This is a genomic window from Bacillus sp. VA13 (assembly GCF_055710085.1).
On sequence record NZ_JBVQPP010000001.1, the window covers coordinates 772,090 to 788,065 of the forward strand.

Annotated in this window: 18 protein-coding genes, 1 other RNA gene and 1 riboswitch; of the genes, 3 read left to right on the top strand and 16 right to left on the bottom strand. The window is 43.1% G+C overall.

The window, feature by feature from the left end; translation table 11 throughout:
• Positions 1 to 34: 34 nt before the first annotated feature.
• From pbuX to kdgR, 7 genes are all read right to left on the bottom strand, one after another.
• Positions 35 to 1,351 (bottom strand): xanthine permease PbuX, encoded by a 1,317-nt coding sequence (pbuX, locus tag AC0C66_RS03795; protein WP_327816359.1) that lies wholly within the window; start codon positions 1,349 to 1,351, stop codon positions 35 to 37.
• On the bottom strand, positions 1,348 to 1,932 hold the full coding sequence (gene xpt / locus AC0C66_RS03800; RefSeq protein WP_327816358.1) for a xanthine phosphoribosyltransferase: 585 nt from the start codon (positions 1,930 to 1,932) through the stop codon (positions 1,348 to 1,350). The genes pbuX and xpt overlap by 4 nt, the downstream gene beginning before the upstream one ends.
• Before the next feature lie 89 nt (positions 1,933 to 2,021).
• Positions 2,022 to 2,121, bottom strand: a riboswitch (purine riboswitch).
• A 142-nt stretch (positions 2,122 to 2,263) separates the two neighbouring features.
• Positions 2,264 to 3,769 carry a carboxypeptidase gene (gene ypwA, locus AC0C66_RS03805; protein ID WP_472973496.1) on the bottom strand — a complete coding sequence of 502 codons (1,506 nt, stop codon included), beginning with the start codon at positions 3,767 to 3,769 and terminating at the stop codon, positions 2,264 to 2,266.
• Between the two features lie 112 nt (positions 3,770 to 3,881).
• Positions 3,882 to 4,874, bottom strand: a complete 993-nt coding sequence (gene kdgT / locus AC0C66_RS03810; protein ID WP_014114163.1) for a 2-keto-3-deoxygluconate transporter — start codon at positions 4,872 to 4,874, stop codon at positions 3,882 to 3,884.
• Positions 4,875 to 4,917: 43 nt separating this feature from the next.
• Positions 4,918 to 5,508 carry a bifunctional 4-hydroxy-2-oxoglutarate aldolase/2-dehydro-3-deoxy-phosphogluconate aldolase gene (gene eda / locus AC0C66_RS03815; RefSeq protein WP_061187663.1) on the bottom strand — a complete coding sequence of 197 codons (591 nt, stop codon included), beginning with the start codon at positions 5,506 to 5,508 and terminating at the stop codon, positions 4,918 to 4,920.
• A gap of 1 nt (position 5,509) precedes the next feature.
• Positions 5,510 to 6,484, bottom strand: a complete 975-nt coding sequence (gene kdgK / locus AC0C66_RS03820; protein ID WP_014114165.1) for a 2-dehydro-3-deoxygluconokinase — start codon at positions 6,482 to 6,484, stop codon at positions 5,510 to 5,512.
• A 37-nt stretch (positions 6,485 to 6,521) separates the two neighbouring features.
• A complete protein-coding gene (gene kdgR / locus AC0C66_RS03825) occupies positions 6,522 to 7,541 on the bottom strand; it encodes a pectin utilization transcriptional regulator KdgR (RefSeq protein WP_461845594.1) in 1,020 nt (339 codons plus the stop codon).
• A gap of 221 nt (positions 7,542 to 7,762) precedes the next feature.
• Between kdgR and kduI the strand changes: the two genes are divergently transcribed.
• Positions 7,763 to 8,590 carry a 5-dehydro-4-deoxy-D-glucuronate isomerase gene (gene kduI / locus AC0C66_RS03830; RefSeq protein WP_088679244.1) on the top strand — a complete coding sequence of 276 codons (828 nt, stop codon included), beginning with the start codon at positions 7,763 to 7,765 and terminating at the stop codon, positions 8,588 to 8,590.
• 1 nt (position 8,591) lies between these two features.
• Positions 8,592 to 9,356, top strand: a complete 765-nt coding sequence (gene kduD, locus AC0C66_RS03835; protein ID WP_061187660.1) for a 2-dehydro-3-deoxy-D-gluconate 5-dehydrogenase KduD — start codon at positions 8,592 to 8,594, stop codon at positions 9,354 to 9,356.
• Positions 9,357 to 9,398: 42 nt separating this feature from the next.
• On the opposite strand, the gene AC0C66_RS03840 is transcribed toward kduD, so the two are convergent.
• A complete protein-coding gene (locus AC0C66_RS03840) occupies positions 9,399 to 11,324 on the bottom strand; it encodes an ATP-dependent DNA helicase (protein WP_088679245.1) in 1,926 nt (641 codons plus the stop codon).
• Between the two features lie 103 nt (positions 11,325 to 11,427).
• Positions 11,428 to 11,619, bottom strand: coding sequence for a hypothetical protein (locus tag AC0C66_RS03845; RefSeq protein ID WP_014114171.1), 192 nt, complete (start codon positions 11,617 to 11,619; stop codon positions 11,428 to 11,430).
• Positions 11,620 to 11,781: 162 nt separating this feature from the next.
• Between AC0C66_RS03845 and AC0C66_RS03850 the strand changes: the two genes are divergently transcribed.
• Positions 11,782 to 11,934, top strand: a complete 153-nt coding sequence (locus AC0C66_RS03850) for a YpzG family protein (protein ID WP_010327933.1) — start codon at positions 11,782 to 11,784, stop codon at positions 11,932 to 11,934.
• Between the two features lie 197 nt (positions 11,935 to 12,131).
• Here AC0C66_RS03850 and AC0C66_RS03855 read toward each other — a convergent pair whose 3' ends face one another.
• The 7 genes from AC0C66_RS03855 to AC0C66_RS03885 all read right to left on the bottom strand — a co-directional run bounded on the left by AC0C66_RS03855 (position 12,132) and on the right by AC0C66_RS03885 (position 15,907).
• Positions 12,132 to 12,581, bottom strand: coding sequence for a hypothetical protein (locus AC0C66_RS03855; RefSeq protein WP_080490492.1), 450 nt, complete (start codon positions 12,579 to 12,581; stop codon positions 12,132 to 12,134).
• 193 nt (positions 12,582 to 12,774) lie between these two features.
• Positions 12,775 to 13,917 (bottom strand): THUMP domain-containing class I SAM-dependent RNA methyltransferase, encoded by a 1,143-nt coding sequence (locus AC0C66_RS03860; RefSeq protein ID WP_088679246.1) that lies wholly within the window; start codon positions 13,915 to 13,917, stop codon positions 12,775 to 12,777.
• A 100-nt stretch (positions 13,918 to 14,017) separates the two neighbouring features.
• An RNA gene (rnpB, locus tag AC0C66_RS03865) (RNase P RNA component class B) lies at positions 14,018 to 14,399 on the bottom strand.
• A 65-nt stretch (positions 14,400 to 14,464) separates the two neighbouring features.
• Positions 14,465 to 14,761 carry a cell division regulator GpsB gene (gene gpsB / locus AC0C66_RS03870; protein WP_003225629.1) on the bottom strand — a complete coding sequence of 99 codons (297 nt, stop codon included), beginning with the start codon at positions 14,759 to 14,761 and terminating at the stop codon, positions 14,465 to 14,467.
• 75 nt (positions 14,762 to 14,836) lie between these two features.
• Positions 14,837 to 15,382: an SLOG family protein gene (locus AC0C66_RS03875; RefSeq protein ID WP_003225627.1), complete on the bottom strand. Its 546-nt coding sequence runs from the start codon at positions 15,380 to 15,382 to the stop codon at positions 14,837 to 14,839.
• An 88-nt stretch (positions 15,383 to 15,470) separates the two neighbouring features.
• Complete coding sequence (cotD, locus tag AC0C66_RS03880; protein WP_003225625.1) at positions 15,471 to 15,695, bottom strand: spore coat protein CotD; 225 nt, start codon at positions 15,693 to 15,695, stop codon at positions 15,471 to 15,473.
• Between the two features lie 83 nt (positions 15,696 to 15,778).
• Positions 15,779 to 15,907: a hypothetical protein gene (locus AC0C66_RS03885; RefSeq protein ID WP_014114173.1), complete on the bottom strand. Its 129-nt coding sequence runs from the start codon at positions 15,905 to 15,907 to the stop codon at positions 15,779 to 15,781.
• Positions 15,908 to 15,976 lie beyond the last annotated feature (69 nt).

Consider the following 15,976-nt stretch of genomic DNA (forward strand, 5'->3'; position numbering starts at 1 on the left):
TTTTTATATGCAAAAAACTCCGCCGCGGCGGAGTTTAGACTGCTGTTTTTTGCTCAGTGATGTCAGCTTTTTGTTCTGTTTTTTTGGCTTTAGAAAATACGTTATATATAATATTTAAGACTACTGCAGTGAAGCTGCCTGCGACAATGCCGTTTGTTGTAAGAAGCGTTAAGGCACTCGGAAGCTGCTTAAAAATATCCGGCACAACTGTTACACCGAGACCCAGACCGACTGAGCAGGCAACAATCAGCAGGTTTTCCTGTTTTGCAAAATCAATGCGGCTGAGCATTTTGATTCCGTAAGCGATCACCATTCCAAACATCGCCACCATCGCACCTCCTAAAACAGCAGATGGAATAATGGTCGTGAAAGCAGCAATCTTCGGAAACAGCCCAAACGCCATTAAGATTACACCCGTGACAACAATTACGGCATTTTTCTTGATTCCTGTGAGCTGTACAAGCCCGACATTTTGAGAGAATGCCGTGTAAGGAAAAGCGTTAAAAATACCGCCCAGCAGCACAGCCAGCCCTTCAGCGCGATAGCCTTTTGACAAATCTTTCTCTGTCAGACGGCGGTTCGTCAGGTCACCTAAGGCAAAGTAAACACCAGTTGATTCTACAAGGCTGACAATCGCAACGATGGACATCGTAATAATAGGCGCTGCGTGAAAAGACGGCGCTCCGAAGTAAAATGGCTGAATCATTTGAACAACTGCCGCGTCCGAAACGTTTTCAAATTGGACTTTTCCCATAAAATAAGCGATGAAAGTCCCAATTAAAATACCGATCAAAATCGAGATGGATTTGATAAAGCCTTTCGTAAAACGGTATAGAAGCACAATGATACTCAAAACGATAAAGGCGAGAGCAAGATTGGAAAGGTCTCCGAAATCTACACTTCCTTCACCGCCGGCCATGTTATTCATGGCTACCGGCATAAGTGTAATACCGATTATCGTAACAACTGATCCTGTCACCACCGGCGGAAAAAGTGATACGAGCTTTCCAAAGAAAAATGAAATCAGAATGACGAGAATACCTGAAGCGATAATGCTTCCGTAAACCGCTGAAACCCCGTATTCAGATCCAATCGCAATCATCGGCGATACAGCTGTAAATGTACAGCCAAGCACTACCGGAAGCCCGATCCCGAAAAATCGGTTGCTCCACACTTGCAGAAGTGTAGCCACACCGCACATAAAAATATCAATCGATACTAAGTAGGTCAGCTGTTCGACAGTCAGGCCCATTGCTTTTCCAACTATGAGAGGAACGACAATGGCACCAGCATACATGGCGAGCACATGCTGTATCCCTAAAGACAGCGTTTTGCTAAATCCATTTTTCATGAATGAACCTCCTGTACGAAGGACACTTTTCCTTCTTCCAATGATTGAATTCTTGCCAAAGATTCCACTCGGTAGCCTAAGTTCACAAGTTCATCTCTTCCCGGCTGAAATGACTTTTCAATGACAATGCCAAGTCCCGCAATAGAAGCTCCTGCCTGCTTCACAATCGACACGAGCCCGTGCGCTGCTTGCCCATTTGCCAAAAAATCATCGATAATCAGCACATGATCCTGATCCGACAGGTGGGTTCCTGAGACTGCGATTTGGCTTTCTGTTTGCTTTGTAAAGGAATAAACAGACGCTGTCAGCAAGTTGTCGGTGAGTGTTAATGATTTATGTTTTCTCGCGAAGACAACCGGCACACCAAGCTTCAAGCCTGTCATTACAGCGGGAGCGATTCCGGATGATTCGATTGTCACAATTTTAGTAATACCGTCTTTAGCAAATCTGTCGGCAAATTCGTCACCGATTTTCTGCATAAGCAGCGGATCAATTTGGTGATTCAAAAAAGAATCCACTTTCAATACCTGATCAGATAATACGACGCCTTCTTCCTCTATTTTCCTTTTCAGTGCTTCCATCCTGCTTACCTCCGTTATGAGAATAAAAAAAGCATTGCCCGCTCAAAAAAAGAGCAAGCAATGCTGATATAACAAAAAACCGTACACATGCGGTCTCATTGCTCACTCATAGTCGAACATTTACGGTGCCCGGTAGAAACTTGCGTGCCATATCCACGCGATTATATGAGTGTTCCTATGATATTGTAATAAATTATATCAAGATTCTAATCTCTTGCATAGACGAAAAATGAAAATTCCCGAACTTTATTTTCATTTTCTGAAATATCATTCGTCTTTCGAGGAATTCCGATCATAAAAGAGCCTGACGGCCGTGCCGCCAGGCTTTTGATTACGACAGATAAAGATTTGAATATTTGTTTGACAAATATTCAATTAAATAGCGTACATTCAGCTCTTCTCCTGTTGCATCTTTAATAATGTCTAACGGCTTTTTCCGTTTTCCGTGAATGTGCACCTTTTCCGTCAGCCATTGCTTTATCGGATGAAATTCCCCTCTTTCCAAAAGAGTGTCAAATTCAGGAATATCCTCAAGCATTTTTTGTTTCAGCTGAGCCGCATACATGTAACCGAGCGCATAGGATGGGAAATAGCCGAAATCTCCTCCTGCCCAATGGACGTCCTGTAAAATTCCCTCTGCGTCCGTCTGCGGTGTAATCCCTAAATAATCCTGGTATTTTTGATTCCAAAGCGACGGCAGTTCTTCCACTGACACTTCATTGCTAAAAATCGCCTTTTCAATTTCATATCGGATGATAATATGAAGAGGATACGTTAATTCATCCGCTTCAACCCTGATAAATGAAGGTTTTGATTCATTGATTGCCCGGACAAAATCATCCAGAGAGATGCCCTTGAACTGTTCAGGTGATGCTTCTTGAATCTTCTTATAGTACGGTGTCCAAAAATGCTTGTTGCGGCCGATAAAATTCTCGTAAAATAATGATTGAGATTCATGGATTCCCATTGATGCACCGTCTGATAAGTTCGTGCCGCTCAGTGCTTCGTCAATATTTTGCTCGTATACCGCGTGGCCACACTCATGAATGGTGCCAAAGATCGCCGTACGAAAATCTTTTTCGTCGTATCTCGTCGTGACGCGAACGTCTCCGCGGTTCATCGTGGTCGCAAACGGATGAACAGTTTCATCAAGCCGTCCACCATCAAAATCGTAGCCAAGCTCCTGTAAAAAATACAAGCTGAGCTCTTTTTGCTTTTCTTTAGGGAACGCTTTTGTGATAAAGCTTGTATCTGGTTTATTTCCGGAAGCTGTCACCTGTTTAACTAGAGGAATAATCGCTTCCTTAAGCTCGGAAAACAGCTGATCAAGCACCTTTACCGTGACACCCGGCTCAAACAAATCAAGCAATGCATCATAAGGATGTTCTTGATAACCCCAATACGTAATAAAACGTTTATTGCATTCAATCAGCTGCTCTAAATAAGGGGAAAACAAGCTGAAATCAGATTTTCCTTTCGCTTCTTCCCAAGCAGTTTCTGCCTTTGAACACAGAATCACGTATTCCTTGTATTCAGCCTCAGGGATTTTTTTATTCTCTTCATACTCTTTTTTCGCCAGCTCTACTGCCTTTTTCGTATCTTCAGACAAGTCATCAAATCGTTCATACAGGGCATCGATTAGCTCCTTCATCCGATCTGATGTCTGGATATTGAATATATCTGTTGAAAGCTGGCCGATGCTTTCGGCACGGTCCTCTGAGCCGTTTTTTGGCGCGCCTGTTCTGGAGTCCCAGTGCATTAACGCAACTGCTTCGCTGAAATGTGAGATTCTTTTTAAAAGATCAAAAAATTCCTTTTCATATGTATGTATCTCCATATCCATTCCCTCCCTATTCTAGCCGTTCCATTACAGGCTAATGGAAGGGGGTATGAAAGTCAACTTGTTTGTATAAGAGGCTGCCGGCATTTTTGGCGGCAGCCTTCTTTGTTCAGTTGATTGTCATTTGATTTTTTGGCGGCGGTGTTTTCCGTTTTTTCTCATTGATTTTTTTATCCACCCATACTGTTGCCAGCGGGGTTAACAGCGAGGTGACGATAACGCTTGTCGCTATGATTGCGGTTGCTGATTCGGCAACTGGCGCAAACGAAGCATTCGCTTCCGCTAATGCGTATGGCACGGCTACAGCCGCCCCCGCCGTAGAAGAAGCCGCCACTCCCGCGACACCATCTCCCCGCGCGACAAAACGATCAAGCAAAAACAAGGAGCTTCCCGATAAAATGACGACAGAAACACCGATAAAAATGCCGAGAAGCCCTGATTGGATCAGCATTCCAAAATTCAAGGTGTTTCCGAGGGAAAAGGCAAAAAACGGGATGATCGCCGGCACAACCTTGCTGAATAAGTCTCTGAGGTCATGATCAAGATTTCCAAGTATACACCCGAGTAAAAACGGGATGACTGTCGCTGCCAGCGTTTCCCACGGAAATGCGGCAAGTCCCGTCACACCAAACGTCACCATGGTCATAAAAGGCCCTGATTCTGTACTAATAAACGCGAAAGCGCCAGCATCCTCTTTTCTTCCCATATGGTTCATGAGCGCCAAATACAGGCCGCCGTTCGTTTCATTCATCACAGCGACAATTGCTAAAACAGAAAGACCTGCAAAGAAGCCGGATTGTATGCCTTCATCAGGTATAAATTGCGCTGCGATCACGCCAAGCAGCGCCGCAAATCCGACCTTCCCCAATAATAATGTGATTCCTTTCCTTGCGATATAGCCTGAAGAACGAAAATCAATCGTCGCTCCTACGCAAAAAATAAAAACACCCAGTATCGGCAGCGTTCCGGTAATCAAAGCACCCGTAAACCCTCCAAAGAACTCCGCTGTTCCAGGCGCAAACGTATTGAGCGCTGCTCCCAGAAACAGCGGAATAATCATCATTCCGCCAGGTACCCGTTCAATTGTCGCTTTGATTTTCATATGTGGATTCTCCCATCCTCCGGTTATGAAAAAACAATCTCACTTACACTTGGAAAACAGCCTGCAAATCATCTTTTGAACAGCTGCCCAGCTGGCTTCCGACACCGACGGCGCCAGCTCCGGCTTTGAGCCAATTCGGCACTTCAGACGGATGTATCCCGCCTGTCGGAATAAAGGTCACCTGCGGGAAAGGGCCCGCTAAATTTTTCATAAATGGGATGCCAAACACACCGCTTGGGAATAGCTTCAATGTAGTAAAACCACATGTCAGCGCTTGCATGATTTCGCTCGGAGTCAATACGCCAGGGATATAATGTGTCTTTAAAAAAGAAAGGTGTTCAGCAAGGTCAGCTGAAAAACCCGGACTGACAATAAACTGCGCGCCAGCCTCGGCAGCTTCTCCCGCTTGCTGTGCAGTGATGACCGTGCCCGCGCCGATTAAGATATCTTCTCTATTACGGAAGGAATCGATAATATCTGAAGCCCCAGGCGTCGTATAAGTCACTTCAACCGCACGAATCCCTTTATCTAGTAAACTCTCAATCTGCTGACTAGCCTCCTGTTTATCATTTGAGCGGATGACTGCAATCAGCCTTGCTTCTTTCAGACGGTTTTCAACGATTTTAGACTCCATATTAATAATCCCCTTTCTTTTGGTAAACCGTTCTTTGAGCAGATAAATACGCGGCTAATTTCTCCCTGGTCGGCAGGCCGTCCATATCCCCCGGTGCCTGCACTTGCAAAGCGCCAATCGCATTTCCCCTTTGCACCGCATCCTTGTACGACAAACCGTCGAGGATACCACTGATCACACCGACTGCAAATCCGTCTCCGGCACCGACTGTATCAACCACCCGGTCGACCCGGAAGCCTTCTGCAAATCCTTCACTTGTCTTCGTTTTAAAGTAAGCGCCTTCTTTTCCGAGTTTAATAGCGACAAAGCTTACACCTTTTTTCAGATAATAGTCTGCAATGCCTTCAGGTGTTTTTTCTCCGGTCAATAGCTCTCCCTCTGCGATCCCCGGGAAAAACCAGTCTGCAAGCCCAGCCAAATCATTGATTGTGTATACCATTGTTGCTTGATCAGGCCAAAGTGAAGCTCTCAAATTGGGGTCGAGTGAAATCGTCTTCCCGGCGTTTCTCATGTCGTTCATAACATGATACGTGAAGTCTTTCATATCGGCTGATAAGGCAGGCGGAATACCTGTTACATGCAAATGGCCTGCGGATTGAAAATAATCTCTCGGATATTCAGCAGAAGTTAATGTGCTTGCAGCTGAGTTTTTCCTGTAATAGGTAACTTGCGGATCGCCTTCTTTCACTTTTGACTTCAGCAGCAGACCAGTGGGATTTCCGTCCTGCGAGCGGATCACGCGGGACACATCCACTCCCTCTTTTTTAAGCTCCTGTAAAATAAATGTTCCGAGCTGATCATTGCCTACCTTGCTCATCCAGCCCATCTGAAATCCGAGTCTGGCCAGACCGCAAGCGACATTGCTTTCCGCTCCGGCCAGCCCTTTAGAAAAAGTGGATACTTCATGAAGGCCTCCGTACTCATTTGCGTAAAACATGGCCATCGATTCCCCGAATGTCACCGCATCAAGCTTCATCTCTTCCCAACCTCCTCTTAGTTGAGGGCACCTAGGATTAAAGTGACTGTCTCATGATGACTTCTGCCTCTAATTCAATGGTTTGAGGCGCTCCCTTGTCACCTTCAATCCTTTTTAATACACGTTCCATCGCCGTCCTGCCCATATCATGTGACGGCTGGGCGATCGTTGTAATGCCCGGACCAATCAGTTTATACCATTCCGTATCATCGAACCCAGCAATCCCTATATCTTGAGGGATGCGCAGGCCAAGCTCATCCATACAGCTGATGATTTTCAGCATAATTAAGCCGTTCAAAGCCAGAATCGCTTTTTTTTGCTCCTGCATCTCCTTGTGAAAAGAACGAAGCGCCACCTTAAGCTTCTCCTTGTTTTTCACGTCAATTTCATACATTCTTACAAGCCCGTTCGCATTTTGGGCCGAAGCCATTTCCTGATACACAGCTGCTCTTTCTGCACGAGGGCTGATTGATGAAATCGGTTCGGTAAACAGCGCGACATCAGTGTACCCTTTGCTGTAAATCTTCTGAAGAATCTCTTTTGTGATCCTTCTGTTGTCAGTTGTTACCGTATCCAGTTTCAGATCCGGAAGTTTCCGGTCAATTAATATCGTTGGAATTTGCTGTTCGGCAAAGGCGTGCAGCACATCCTTGTTTTCTCCGGTTGCGTTTAAAATCAGCCCTTCAACCGAATGGGCTTCAAGCTTTAAGAGCATTTCCCGCTCTTTTTCAGGACTGTTATCTGTGTTGCACACCATAATGCTGTAGCCATATTGATCACAAACCTCTTCGACTCCCCTGAAAGCCGCGACCGAAAAAGGATTTGTAATGTCAGCTACAACAAATCCGATTAATTTGCTTTTTTTTATTTTCAAACCTTGTGCCATTTTACTTGGTCGATAATTCAATTCTGCAATTGCCTTTTTAATGTTTTTCACTTTTTCAGGAGAAATCGCATCAATTTTTCCGTTGATATAGCGGGAAACTGTCGATTTCGAAACTCCTGCATATTCAGCTACGTCTTTGATGGTCGTATGGCCAGTTGTTTTCTTTTTCATTCAAGTGCTCCTGTATCTCATATATTTGAAACCGATTTCAAAACCGTTACAACAAAAGAATACCATATTTTTAAAATTTGGAAAGAGTTTTTTTAATAATGTGCTTATTCACAATTTTCCCGTTGACTCTTTTCACTATTTATCCTAAAATTTTCTTTGAAACCGTTACCAAAATATTTTCATTCAAGTGATGCCGAAATCCTAACCAAGGGGGAAATACAATGGAAAACCGTTATTCTGTACACCCTGAACAAGTAAAACGCTTTACAACTGAGGAGCTTCGCAGTCATTTCTTAATGGATACTTTATTTACGGAAAACAAACTTACGATGTTTTACTCACATGAAGACCGGGTTGTCATCGGCGGCGCCGCTCCTGGGCAAAGTGACCTGAAGCTTGATGCCGGGGATTTCCTTAAAACAGATTTCTTTTTAGAACGGCGTGAAATCGGGATTATTAATGTCGGCCAGCCTGGCGCTGTCAGGGTTGGTGATGATGAATATGTGCTTCAAACAAAGGATTTTCTCTATATCGGAATGGGCAATCGGGATGTAGCATTCACAAGCCTGAACGGAGAACAAGCTAAGTTTTACTTCGTCTCCGCTTGTGCCCATCAAAGCTATCCGACGCAAAAAGCCGCTCTTTCTGAACTGACACCGGACCGACTTGGCGATGATGCAGCTTCTAACGTCAGAAGCCTGTACAAAGTCATTCATCAAGATGGCATTAAAAGCTGTCAGCTTATGATGGGAATTACGATGTTAGATCAAAACAACAATTGGAATACTATGCCGGCACACGTCCATGACCGCCGGATGGAGGCTTATCTTTACCTTGATCTTGAGAAGGATTCGAAGGTGTTTCACTTCATGGGCCAGCCGGACGAAACCCGCCACCTAGTTGTCGGAAATGAGCAGGCTGTCCTTTCTCCTGCTTGGTCTATTCACTCTGGCGCAGGAACATCAAACTACAGCTTTGTGTGGGCAATGGCTGGAGAAAACTACACATTCACGGACATGGATGTCGTTCCGATGGATGGGCTGAAATAAGATGAGTTATCTACATGACGCCTTTTCATTAGAAGGAAAAACAGCGCTGGTAACAGGACCGGGAACGGGAATCGGTCAAGGAATTGCCAAAGCGCTGGCCGGGGCCGGCGCTGATATTATCGGCACATCACATAAAAGCAGCCTGTCTGAAACACAGCAGCTTGTGGAACAAGAAGGCCGAACGTTTACGTCTTTTACATTGGACATGAGCAAGCCAGAAGCGATAAAGGATTCTGCAGCTGAGCTGTTCGAAAGCCGGCAGATCGACATTCTTGTCAATAATGCCGGCATTATTCACCGAGAAAAAGCGGAGCATTTTGCAGAAGAGAACTGGCAGCATGTACTGAATGTCAATCTAAACAGCTTGTTTATTCTGACACAGCTGGCAGGCAGCTACATGCTGAAAAGAGGTTATGGAAAGATTATTAATATCGCCTCTCTCCTATCTTTTCAAGGCGGTATCCTCGTTCCCGCTTACACAGCGAGCAAACACGCGGTTGCCGGTTTAACAAAATCATTTGCAAATGAGTGGGCGGCGTCCGGTGTTCAGGTCAACGCAATCGCCCCGGGCTATATTTCTACCGCGAATACACAGCCTATTCGGGATGATGAAAAGCGAAATGAGGACATTTTAAAAAGAATCCCTGCCGGCCGCTGGGGCAAAGCAGATGATATCGGGGGAACTGCAGTCTTTTTGGCATCACGTGCTTCAGATTATGTAAATGGGCATATTTTAGCAGTTGACGGCGGCTGGCTATCCCGCTGACACATTAAAAAAGCTGACGAACACGATCGTCAGCTTTTTCTATTACATCATATGCGGTTCAACGGGCAAGACCTTTTTGACTTCATCAATGATGCGTCCATTTTCTCCGCCAGCGTAAATGTGAATCGAGCCGCTGTCTTGATTCGAACGAATCAGGCGCCCGATGCCCTGCCGTACGCGTAATAACATATATGGCAGATCAACTTCTTCGAACGGATCTTTTTTCGCCCCGTTGCGTTTCGCTGTAAATACAGGATCATGAGGCGGGAATGGCAATGACCAAATGGTAACATTCTTCAATGCGTCACCAGGAATATCGAGTCCTTCCCATAAGTGAACCGAACAAAGTACTGTTTCCTCTTCCTCTTGGAATTTCTCCACTAAGCTGCTGATTTCCTCATCACCTTCAAAGAAAATCGGATACGGCAGCTCCCAAGCCGCCGACAGCTGCTTAAACTCGTTTAATTCTTCAAAAGAAGGGAAAAGCACCAGCGTTCTGCCTTTATAACGTTTGATTGTTTCAATCGTTTCAGCCGTTTTTTGTTCAGCAGCCATATCTGTTTTTGCATATAGATTAACGGTCATTTGCTCGTCATAATCATAAGGAGAATCAACGGTTAATGATAAATAATCGTGAATCCCGAGACTGTCGGCAATATAATCAAACGAACCGCCTTCTGACAGCGTGGCAGAAGAAAAGATATAAGGAATTTTCTTAGAAAACACTTTTTCGCCAAGCACTTCCGCTACCGTTCTTGGCATCACAACAAAGGTTGATTCAGCTTCCCTTTTCTCAAGCCAGCTGATCGCATCCTTTTGATATAGAGATAATGAATACGCCATTTGTTCAACATATTCCTCCACAACTGACAGCTCGTATTGATCAATCGTGTACATCTCAGACTCGAACACAAGAGCCTCACCGATTTTATCAAGCAAACGGCAAAGCTCGTCCGCCGCCTTTTTGACACGCTGGTCATTTTTTATTTCTAAACGGTGTGAACCGGCTACTTCTTTTGATTCTTCAGAAAGAACATAGAAAAATTCATCGTTTGCAGCAAGCGCATCTTCTATCAGTTCAGCAAACTCTTCTCTGATGTCATTTTGAAGCAAACGTTCTAAAAACAATTCAAGAGTAGACTGCTTCACTCTGTAGGTTAACGCTTTTTGTGCAGCAAACTCTAACAGATGTCCTTCATCAAATACAACAGCACTATGATCAGGCAAGAGCGGCAGCTGGCCCTCTCGTTTGCGCGATTCTTCCGTCCACACATGCTCCATATAAAAATCATGGGAACAAATGATCAAGTCCGTTGACTTGCGGTAATAATCTCTGGAAAGTGTCAAACCGCATCTATGTCTCATATCACAAGTCAGACAATCCTGAAACGAGTCGTAGCTTACTTCAGACCATTCTTCATTTGATAGATTTGCGTACTGCTTACGGTCGCCATACGGATAAAAGCGCTGCATCGCCTGTGATTCATGAACAAATGACGGTAATGATTCATAAAGATCCAGCCATTTATCATCATCAGATCGCTGCATCGTTTTTTCAAGCTTCTTCAAGCATAAATATTGCTCATGTGACTTCGACAGCCTTGTATCAATTTTCAGATCCAAATGCTCAGCCAGCTTTGAAATATCGCCCTCTTTTTTCACTAGCTGTTCGATTAATGTTTCATCAGCACAAGCGATAATGGCAGGTTTGCCGACATATCTTGCATAGCTGATCGCGAAAAGAAGATAAACCAGCGTTTTCCCCGTTCCCACTCCAGCTTCGGCAAACATGACTTTTTTCTCTTTAAACGCCCGCTCCAGCTGAAAAGCCATAAATACTTGCTCATCCCGAAGATCAAACCCTTTTTCGGGAAGGATATCGTAAAACACGTCACCAATCCAATTGTTCAATTCTTCATAAAAATTCTTTGTTTTCGTTAAAGAAAAAGGCAAACGTGATGTTGTCACCTAGTTCCAACCCCCAACTATTCGACATTCAGACCACCAATAATATCATTTCCTACTGATGAATACAATAAAAAAACTTGGCAATGCCAAGTTTTTTTACAACTTACTTTCGATTGATCACATGCGCCGATAAAAAAGGATGGTCTGTTGAATAAATATGTTCCACCGCTTTTTCTAAATCATTTAGTGCATGCGACATCACAGACGGAGACGAATCAGCCCCGTGCTCCTTCAGCTCGTTGGCTGTTGCGTCAAGCGCCCTTTGAATGAGATTAAAATGTTCGCTGTTCAGCATGAGATCACCTCTGATGGAAATAATCATCATTGTATGCGAACTTTTCATTTTATATACATGCTTTCCGCATGTTATCGCCGAAATATGCACAAACTACACTCGATATTCCGTACCCAGAATATCCGTCTTATCAACAATATTCTATCAGGGAGTGATGTTGACATGAGTTATAGAAATCGATTAGATCAGCATTCTGAACTGTTTCATCACAATTGGACGCGGCCTAAACGTTCTAAGTCTCAAGTAAACGGTCACACTGAAATGTCCCAAACCAACATTATATTGAGAAGCAACGCGAAAGCCCACCGTTGGTAACGATAGAATATGGCTGAAAGATGTGAGAACAAAGGCAAATTATGCCTTTGTTCTTTCTTAACCAGGAAATGTGAAATTCAGATTGAAAATAAAAAATCTTATTAATAACAGTAGATTTTTTAAGAAATGCATGATTCAGTAAATAAAAAACTTGTCAACTTTTAAATCAAAGTTGACAAGTCATATATCAAAATAATTTATTTTCTTTTTTCCACATAAAATATTTTAGATTGTACAGCATCTTTGAATTTACTTCCTTTGTATAACTCTACATTTACTTCCCAACGTTCTTTAGACGCAGGTTTTGCTAATTTACTAAAGTAAAATTTCTTAATAGGCGTTTTTTTAGAAAAAGAACCCTTTATAAAATAATTACCGAGACTCCACTCACCATCTCTAGTTGAGACGCCCATACGATAGTTTAGTGTACCGCATTTACCATTTGTCTCAGCATAGGTATCTATTGAACTTGCTCTTTTGGTATATGTAGAAGCATCAGTATATACCCTAACTTTACAACCTTTAACCCCATTTACAGTTTGCCATGAACTAGTTGCAGCTTCTGCTGTAGAACTAAAAGCAAAAAATGTACTTATTATAAGTAGAGTAGTAATCAATAAAGTGCTTTTCTTTAACAAAAATATCACAAATTCCAACTCCTTCTTTTTTATACAAAATTTATTTTATAATAACTATATATAGAAATCAATCCTATTTGACTATTGATTTTCTTAATTTTTCCTTAAAACAGTAGATAGATGCCTAATCTCCCCAAACAAAAAAGCCAGATATGGAAGACTTGAATATCCATTATCTGGCTAAAAATTAATCAAACTATTTTCAATTGTAAAATTTCTTTTTCTTTGACCAGTATTGATAATAATCCGTTTTAATAAATCCGTTAAAGAGCTTTCGTTTCTTCGTCGCTTTTCTGCCGTATGCTTCCTCAAAATTCTCATTTGATGTCAGCATATACACAGACCAGGTATCAAGCGGTTCGAACGCCTGTCCCATTTCTTTGTACATGTGCTCAACGGCTTTTTTCTCGCCGAGACGTTCTCCGTAAGGCGGATTGCCGACAATTACGCCAAACTCCAGATTTGTCGTGAAGTCTTTGACCTGCATCTGCTTAAATTGGATTAAATCCCCCAAGCCTGCTTCCTCTGCATTCTCTTTTGCGATTTGAACCATACGGTGGTCTATGTCGCTTGCGAAAATCGTAAGCGGCTGGTCATAGTTCGCCTTTTCTTCGACTTCAAGCCGTGCTTTGTCCCACAGCTCTTTACCGATCCATTCCCAATCCTCTGAGACAAAATCGCGGTTAAATCCCGGGGCGATGTTTTGGCCGATTAACGCGGCTTCAATCGCAATCGTTCCGGAACCGCAGAAAGGATCGACAAATGGACGGTCCGGGGTCCAATTGGTTAATTGCACTAAAGCGGCAGCAAGTGTTTCTTTAATCGGCGCGCCGCCCTGGTCGACACGGTATCCTCGTTTATGGAGCCCTGTCCCTGACGAATCCAGCGTAATAACTGCTTGATCTTTCAATAAAGAAATTTCCACCTTATACTCGGCACCTGTTTCTTCAATCCAGTCATTGGCTTTGCCGGACTGCAGCTTGAGCTTTTCGACAATTGCTTTTTTGACGATCCGCTGACAGTCAGGAACGCTTGCAAGTGTTGATTTTACCGATTTCCCAATGACAGGGAATTTCCCGTTCTCAGGTATAAATGAGCGCCAGTTAATCGCTTTCGTTTTTTCAAACAGTTCATCAAATGTTTTCGCTTTAAAAGAAGCAACCTGAACCTTTATGCGGTCGGCTGTTCTAAGCCAAAGGTTCGCACGGCAAATGGCAAGCGCATCACCTTCGAAAATAACTTTTCCGTTATCAACCTTGCATTCGTATCCTAAATCTCGTACTTCCTTTGCGACAACAGCTTCAATGCCCATCGGCGCCGTTGCAATTAGTGTATACTTCTTCATCGTATCACCCTGTCTTTTAAAACTTTTCTCTTTTCAAGATAAAAGCTCTCCTTATACGGGAGAGCTTGTTTTCATCATTTTAAATGTAAGTGATCTAACGTTCTGTAAGCCATGTTTTGTTCCGTCGTACTGCAAACGGCTCATCACCTCGTACTCGGGCGGCAATCATCTATCTACAGAAAGCTTTCTGTCCTTCTCTCCGTTGAATTCCGTCAAGAAGGTTCCCCTACCAAAATTTGGGTTTCTCGCTCGAGGGGTTTACCGCGTTCCACTCTCACCATTTCTAGTGAGACTTCGTCACTGTGGCACTTTCAAGGATACTCAGCCATATCCAAAGGACGTAGGCTTTTTTCCTGCCGTCAGCCTATCAAGGCTGCCCTAGCTTATGACTTCGCTAGGCACGAACACTACGGGCATCTCAGCACCGTGCGAGCATGGACTTTCCTCTACAGATTCAAGATCTGCAGCGATTACCCGAACGTTAAGAACATGAATTATTATATAACAACTGATTGCATTTTACAAGCGCCATTTTTTTCAAGCGCGATCAATCATAAAGCTTGCTGCCAAAAACGTGTTTTTCTAAGTTGGACAGCCGTTTTAAAATATCAAAATTCGTTGTGTTAGATTGCACAGGCTGTTTTTTGCTGGCTTCTTCAAGCTGTTTTTTCAGCTGCAGATTTTCCTGCTGCAGTTCTTCAATTTCTTGATGGAAGGTTTCATAATCCTTAATAATCATATCTAAAAATTTGTCAACGTCTTCTTGCTTGTAGCCTCTAACGCCTGTTTTAAATTCTTTTTCCAAAATTTCTTTCGCAGAAAGCTTTACTTTATCAGCAAGCATCTTTTTCACCTCGTATCGTGAATCATTACATATATTTTTTCAGAAATCTGTACGGTTGTCAAATTTCTCTTATTGCTATGAGTAGCTGTCTTCCTCTACTGTCACTCTCAAGTCATCCATTGTGATAAAGTAAATGGGATAGCCATCCTGTTCGCGTCTCTTTTCAGCCGTCTCAAGCATGTACCTTGGAGATCCTTCCCTCTCAGGATCATATAAAAGCATCAGCGCATCTGATTTTTCTATGAAGAACTGATTTTTTTGTTTAAATTGTAGCGGGCTTTCATACGGCCTGTGAGTCAGGCTTTCTTCATAGTCAGCCTGTGCCAGAACAGCTTCATAAAGCTCTTTATTAGGCTCTTTCCAGTTCTTTTCCTGATCGTAAAAAGGAGTAATCACAGCTACCTTTAAATCAGGGTATTCCTCCTGCAGATCATATGCAGCTTCAGCCGCCCACAGTTCCGCTCCAAGCTGGCCCGATATTAAAATCCATTCTAAGCCCTCATCTAAAAGTCCGATCAACCGGTTTTTGATCGCTTTTTTTATGTAATACAGTGCCTTATCATCCTGTTTAAAAATCCCGAGTTCAAATGGCTTGTATCCTGTTACTGCCAATACTTTCATTACTTCACCTGCTTTAAAAAATGGGGCTCCCATTGGGCCCCATTTTGATGTGCTGTTTGTTTACACCATCAAGCTGCACGTTTCCATACTAGTCGCAGCAAGGTTTTCCTGCTTGAAAATGCTGATGCGTTGCCGGATCAACATTTGAGAAAGTATGTGGAAAGTAGTGAACGTGCTGAAAATGCTGGTGATTTACGTTTGTTGTGTGCTGTGGGTGAATATGCGGCACGATAGTATTTGAAAACGTATGGTGTTCACAGCAATGAGTAGGATGGACAATCGGCGCCATCATGTGCGGTCTGCAGTGATGCATGTTTAAATCCCCTTTCCATAAACTTTATTACAATACTAAGTTATGAAAAATAAGGGGTACATGTTCTAATGCAAAGACCTATTTTAAAAGTGTACAATTAAACTGTCTTTAAAGTTTGAAAACACAAAAGCAATCAAAAATACCACAACAAAGAACAAGTAAAAAACACCCTTATACATACCAACTCTCCCTTTAAAAATAACTACCGTCATTTTACAGGATTCGCCGCTATTCTACAACAAAATCAATGTGAATTCAGCAAAAAAATTCATGGCGAAACA

Excerpts from the sequence above, each read along its gene's own strand:
- pbuX (WP_327816359.1), bottom strand. The coding sequence starts at position 1,351 with ATGAAAAATGGATTTAGCAAAACGCTGTCTTTAGGGATACAGCATGTG.
- xpt (WP_327816358.1), bottom strand. The coding sequence starts at position 1,932 with ATGGAAGCACTGAAAAGGAAAATAGAGGAAGAAGGCGTCGTATTATCT.
- ypwA (WP_472973496.1), bottom strand. The coding sequence starts at position 3,769 with ATGGAGATACATACATATGAAAAGGAATTTTTTGATCTTTTAAAAAGA.
- kdgT (WP_014114163.1), bottom strand. The coding sequence starts at position 4,874 with ATGAAAATCAAAGCGACAATTGAACGGGTACCTGGCGGAATGATGATT.
- eda (WP_061187663.1), bottom strand. The coding sequence starts at position 5,508 with ATGGAGTCTAAAATCGTTGAAAACCGTCTGAAAGAAGCAAGGCTGATT.
- kdgK (WP_014114165.1), bottom strand. The coding sequence starts at position 6,484 with ATGAAGCTTGATGCGGTGACATTCGGGGAATCGATGGCCATGTTTTAC.
- kdgR (WP_461845594.1), bottom strand. The coding sequence starts at position 7,541 with ATGAAAAAGAAAACAACTGGCCATACGACCATCAAAGACGTAGCTGAA.
- kduI (WP_088679244.1), top strand. The coding sequence starts at position 7,763 with ATGGAAAACCGTTATTCTGTACACCCTGAACAAGTAAAACGCTTTACA.
- kduD (WP_061187660.1), top strand. The coding sequence starts at position 8,592 with ATGAGTTATCTACATGACGCCTTTTCATTAGAAGGAAAAACAGCGCTG.
- AC0C66_RS03845 (WP_014114171.1), bottom strand. The coding sequence starts at position 11,619 with ATGCTGAACAGCGAACATTTTAATCTCATTCAAAGGGCGCTTGACGCA.
- AC0C66_RS03850 (WP_010327933.1), top strand. The coding sequence starts at position 11,782 with ATGAGTTATAGAAATCGATTAGATCAGCATTCTGAACTGTTTCATCAC.
- AC0C66_RS03860 (WP_088679246.1), bottom strand. The coding sequence starts at position 13,917 with ATGAAGAAGTATACACTAATTGCAACGGCGCCGATGGGCATTGAAGCT.
- gpsB (WP_003225629.1), bottom strand. The coding sequence starts at position 14,761 with ATGCTTGCTGATAAAGTAAAGCTTTCTGCGAAAGAAATTTTGGAAAAA.
- AC0C66_RS03875 (WP_003225627.1), bottom strand. The coding sequence starts at position 15,382 with ATGAAAGTATTGGCAGTAACAGGATACAAGCCATTTGAACTCGGGATT.
- cotD (WP_003225625.1), bottom strand. The coding sequence starts at position 15,695 with ATGCATCACTGCAGACCGCACATGATGGCGCCGATTGTCCATCCTACT.
- AC0C66_RS03885 (WP_014114173.1), bottom strand. The coding sequence starts at position 15,907 with ATGACGGTAGTTATTTTTAAAGGGAGAGTTGGTATGTATAAGGGTGTT.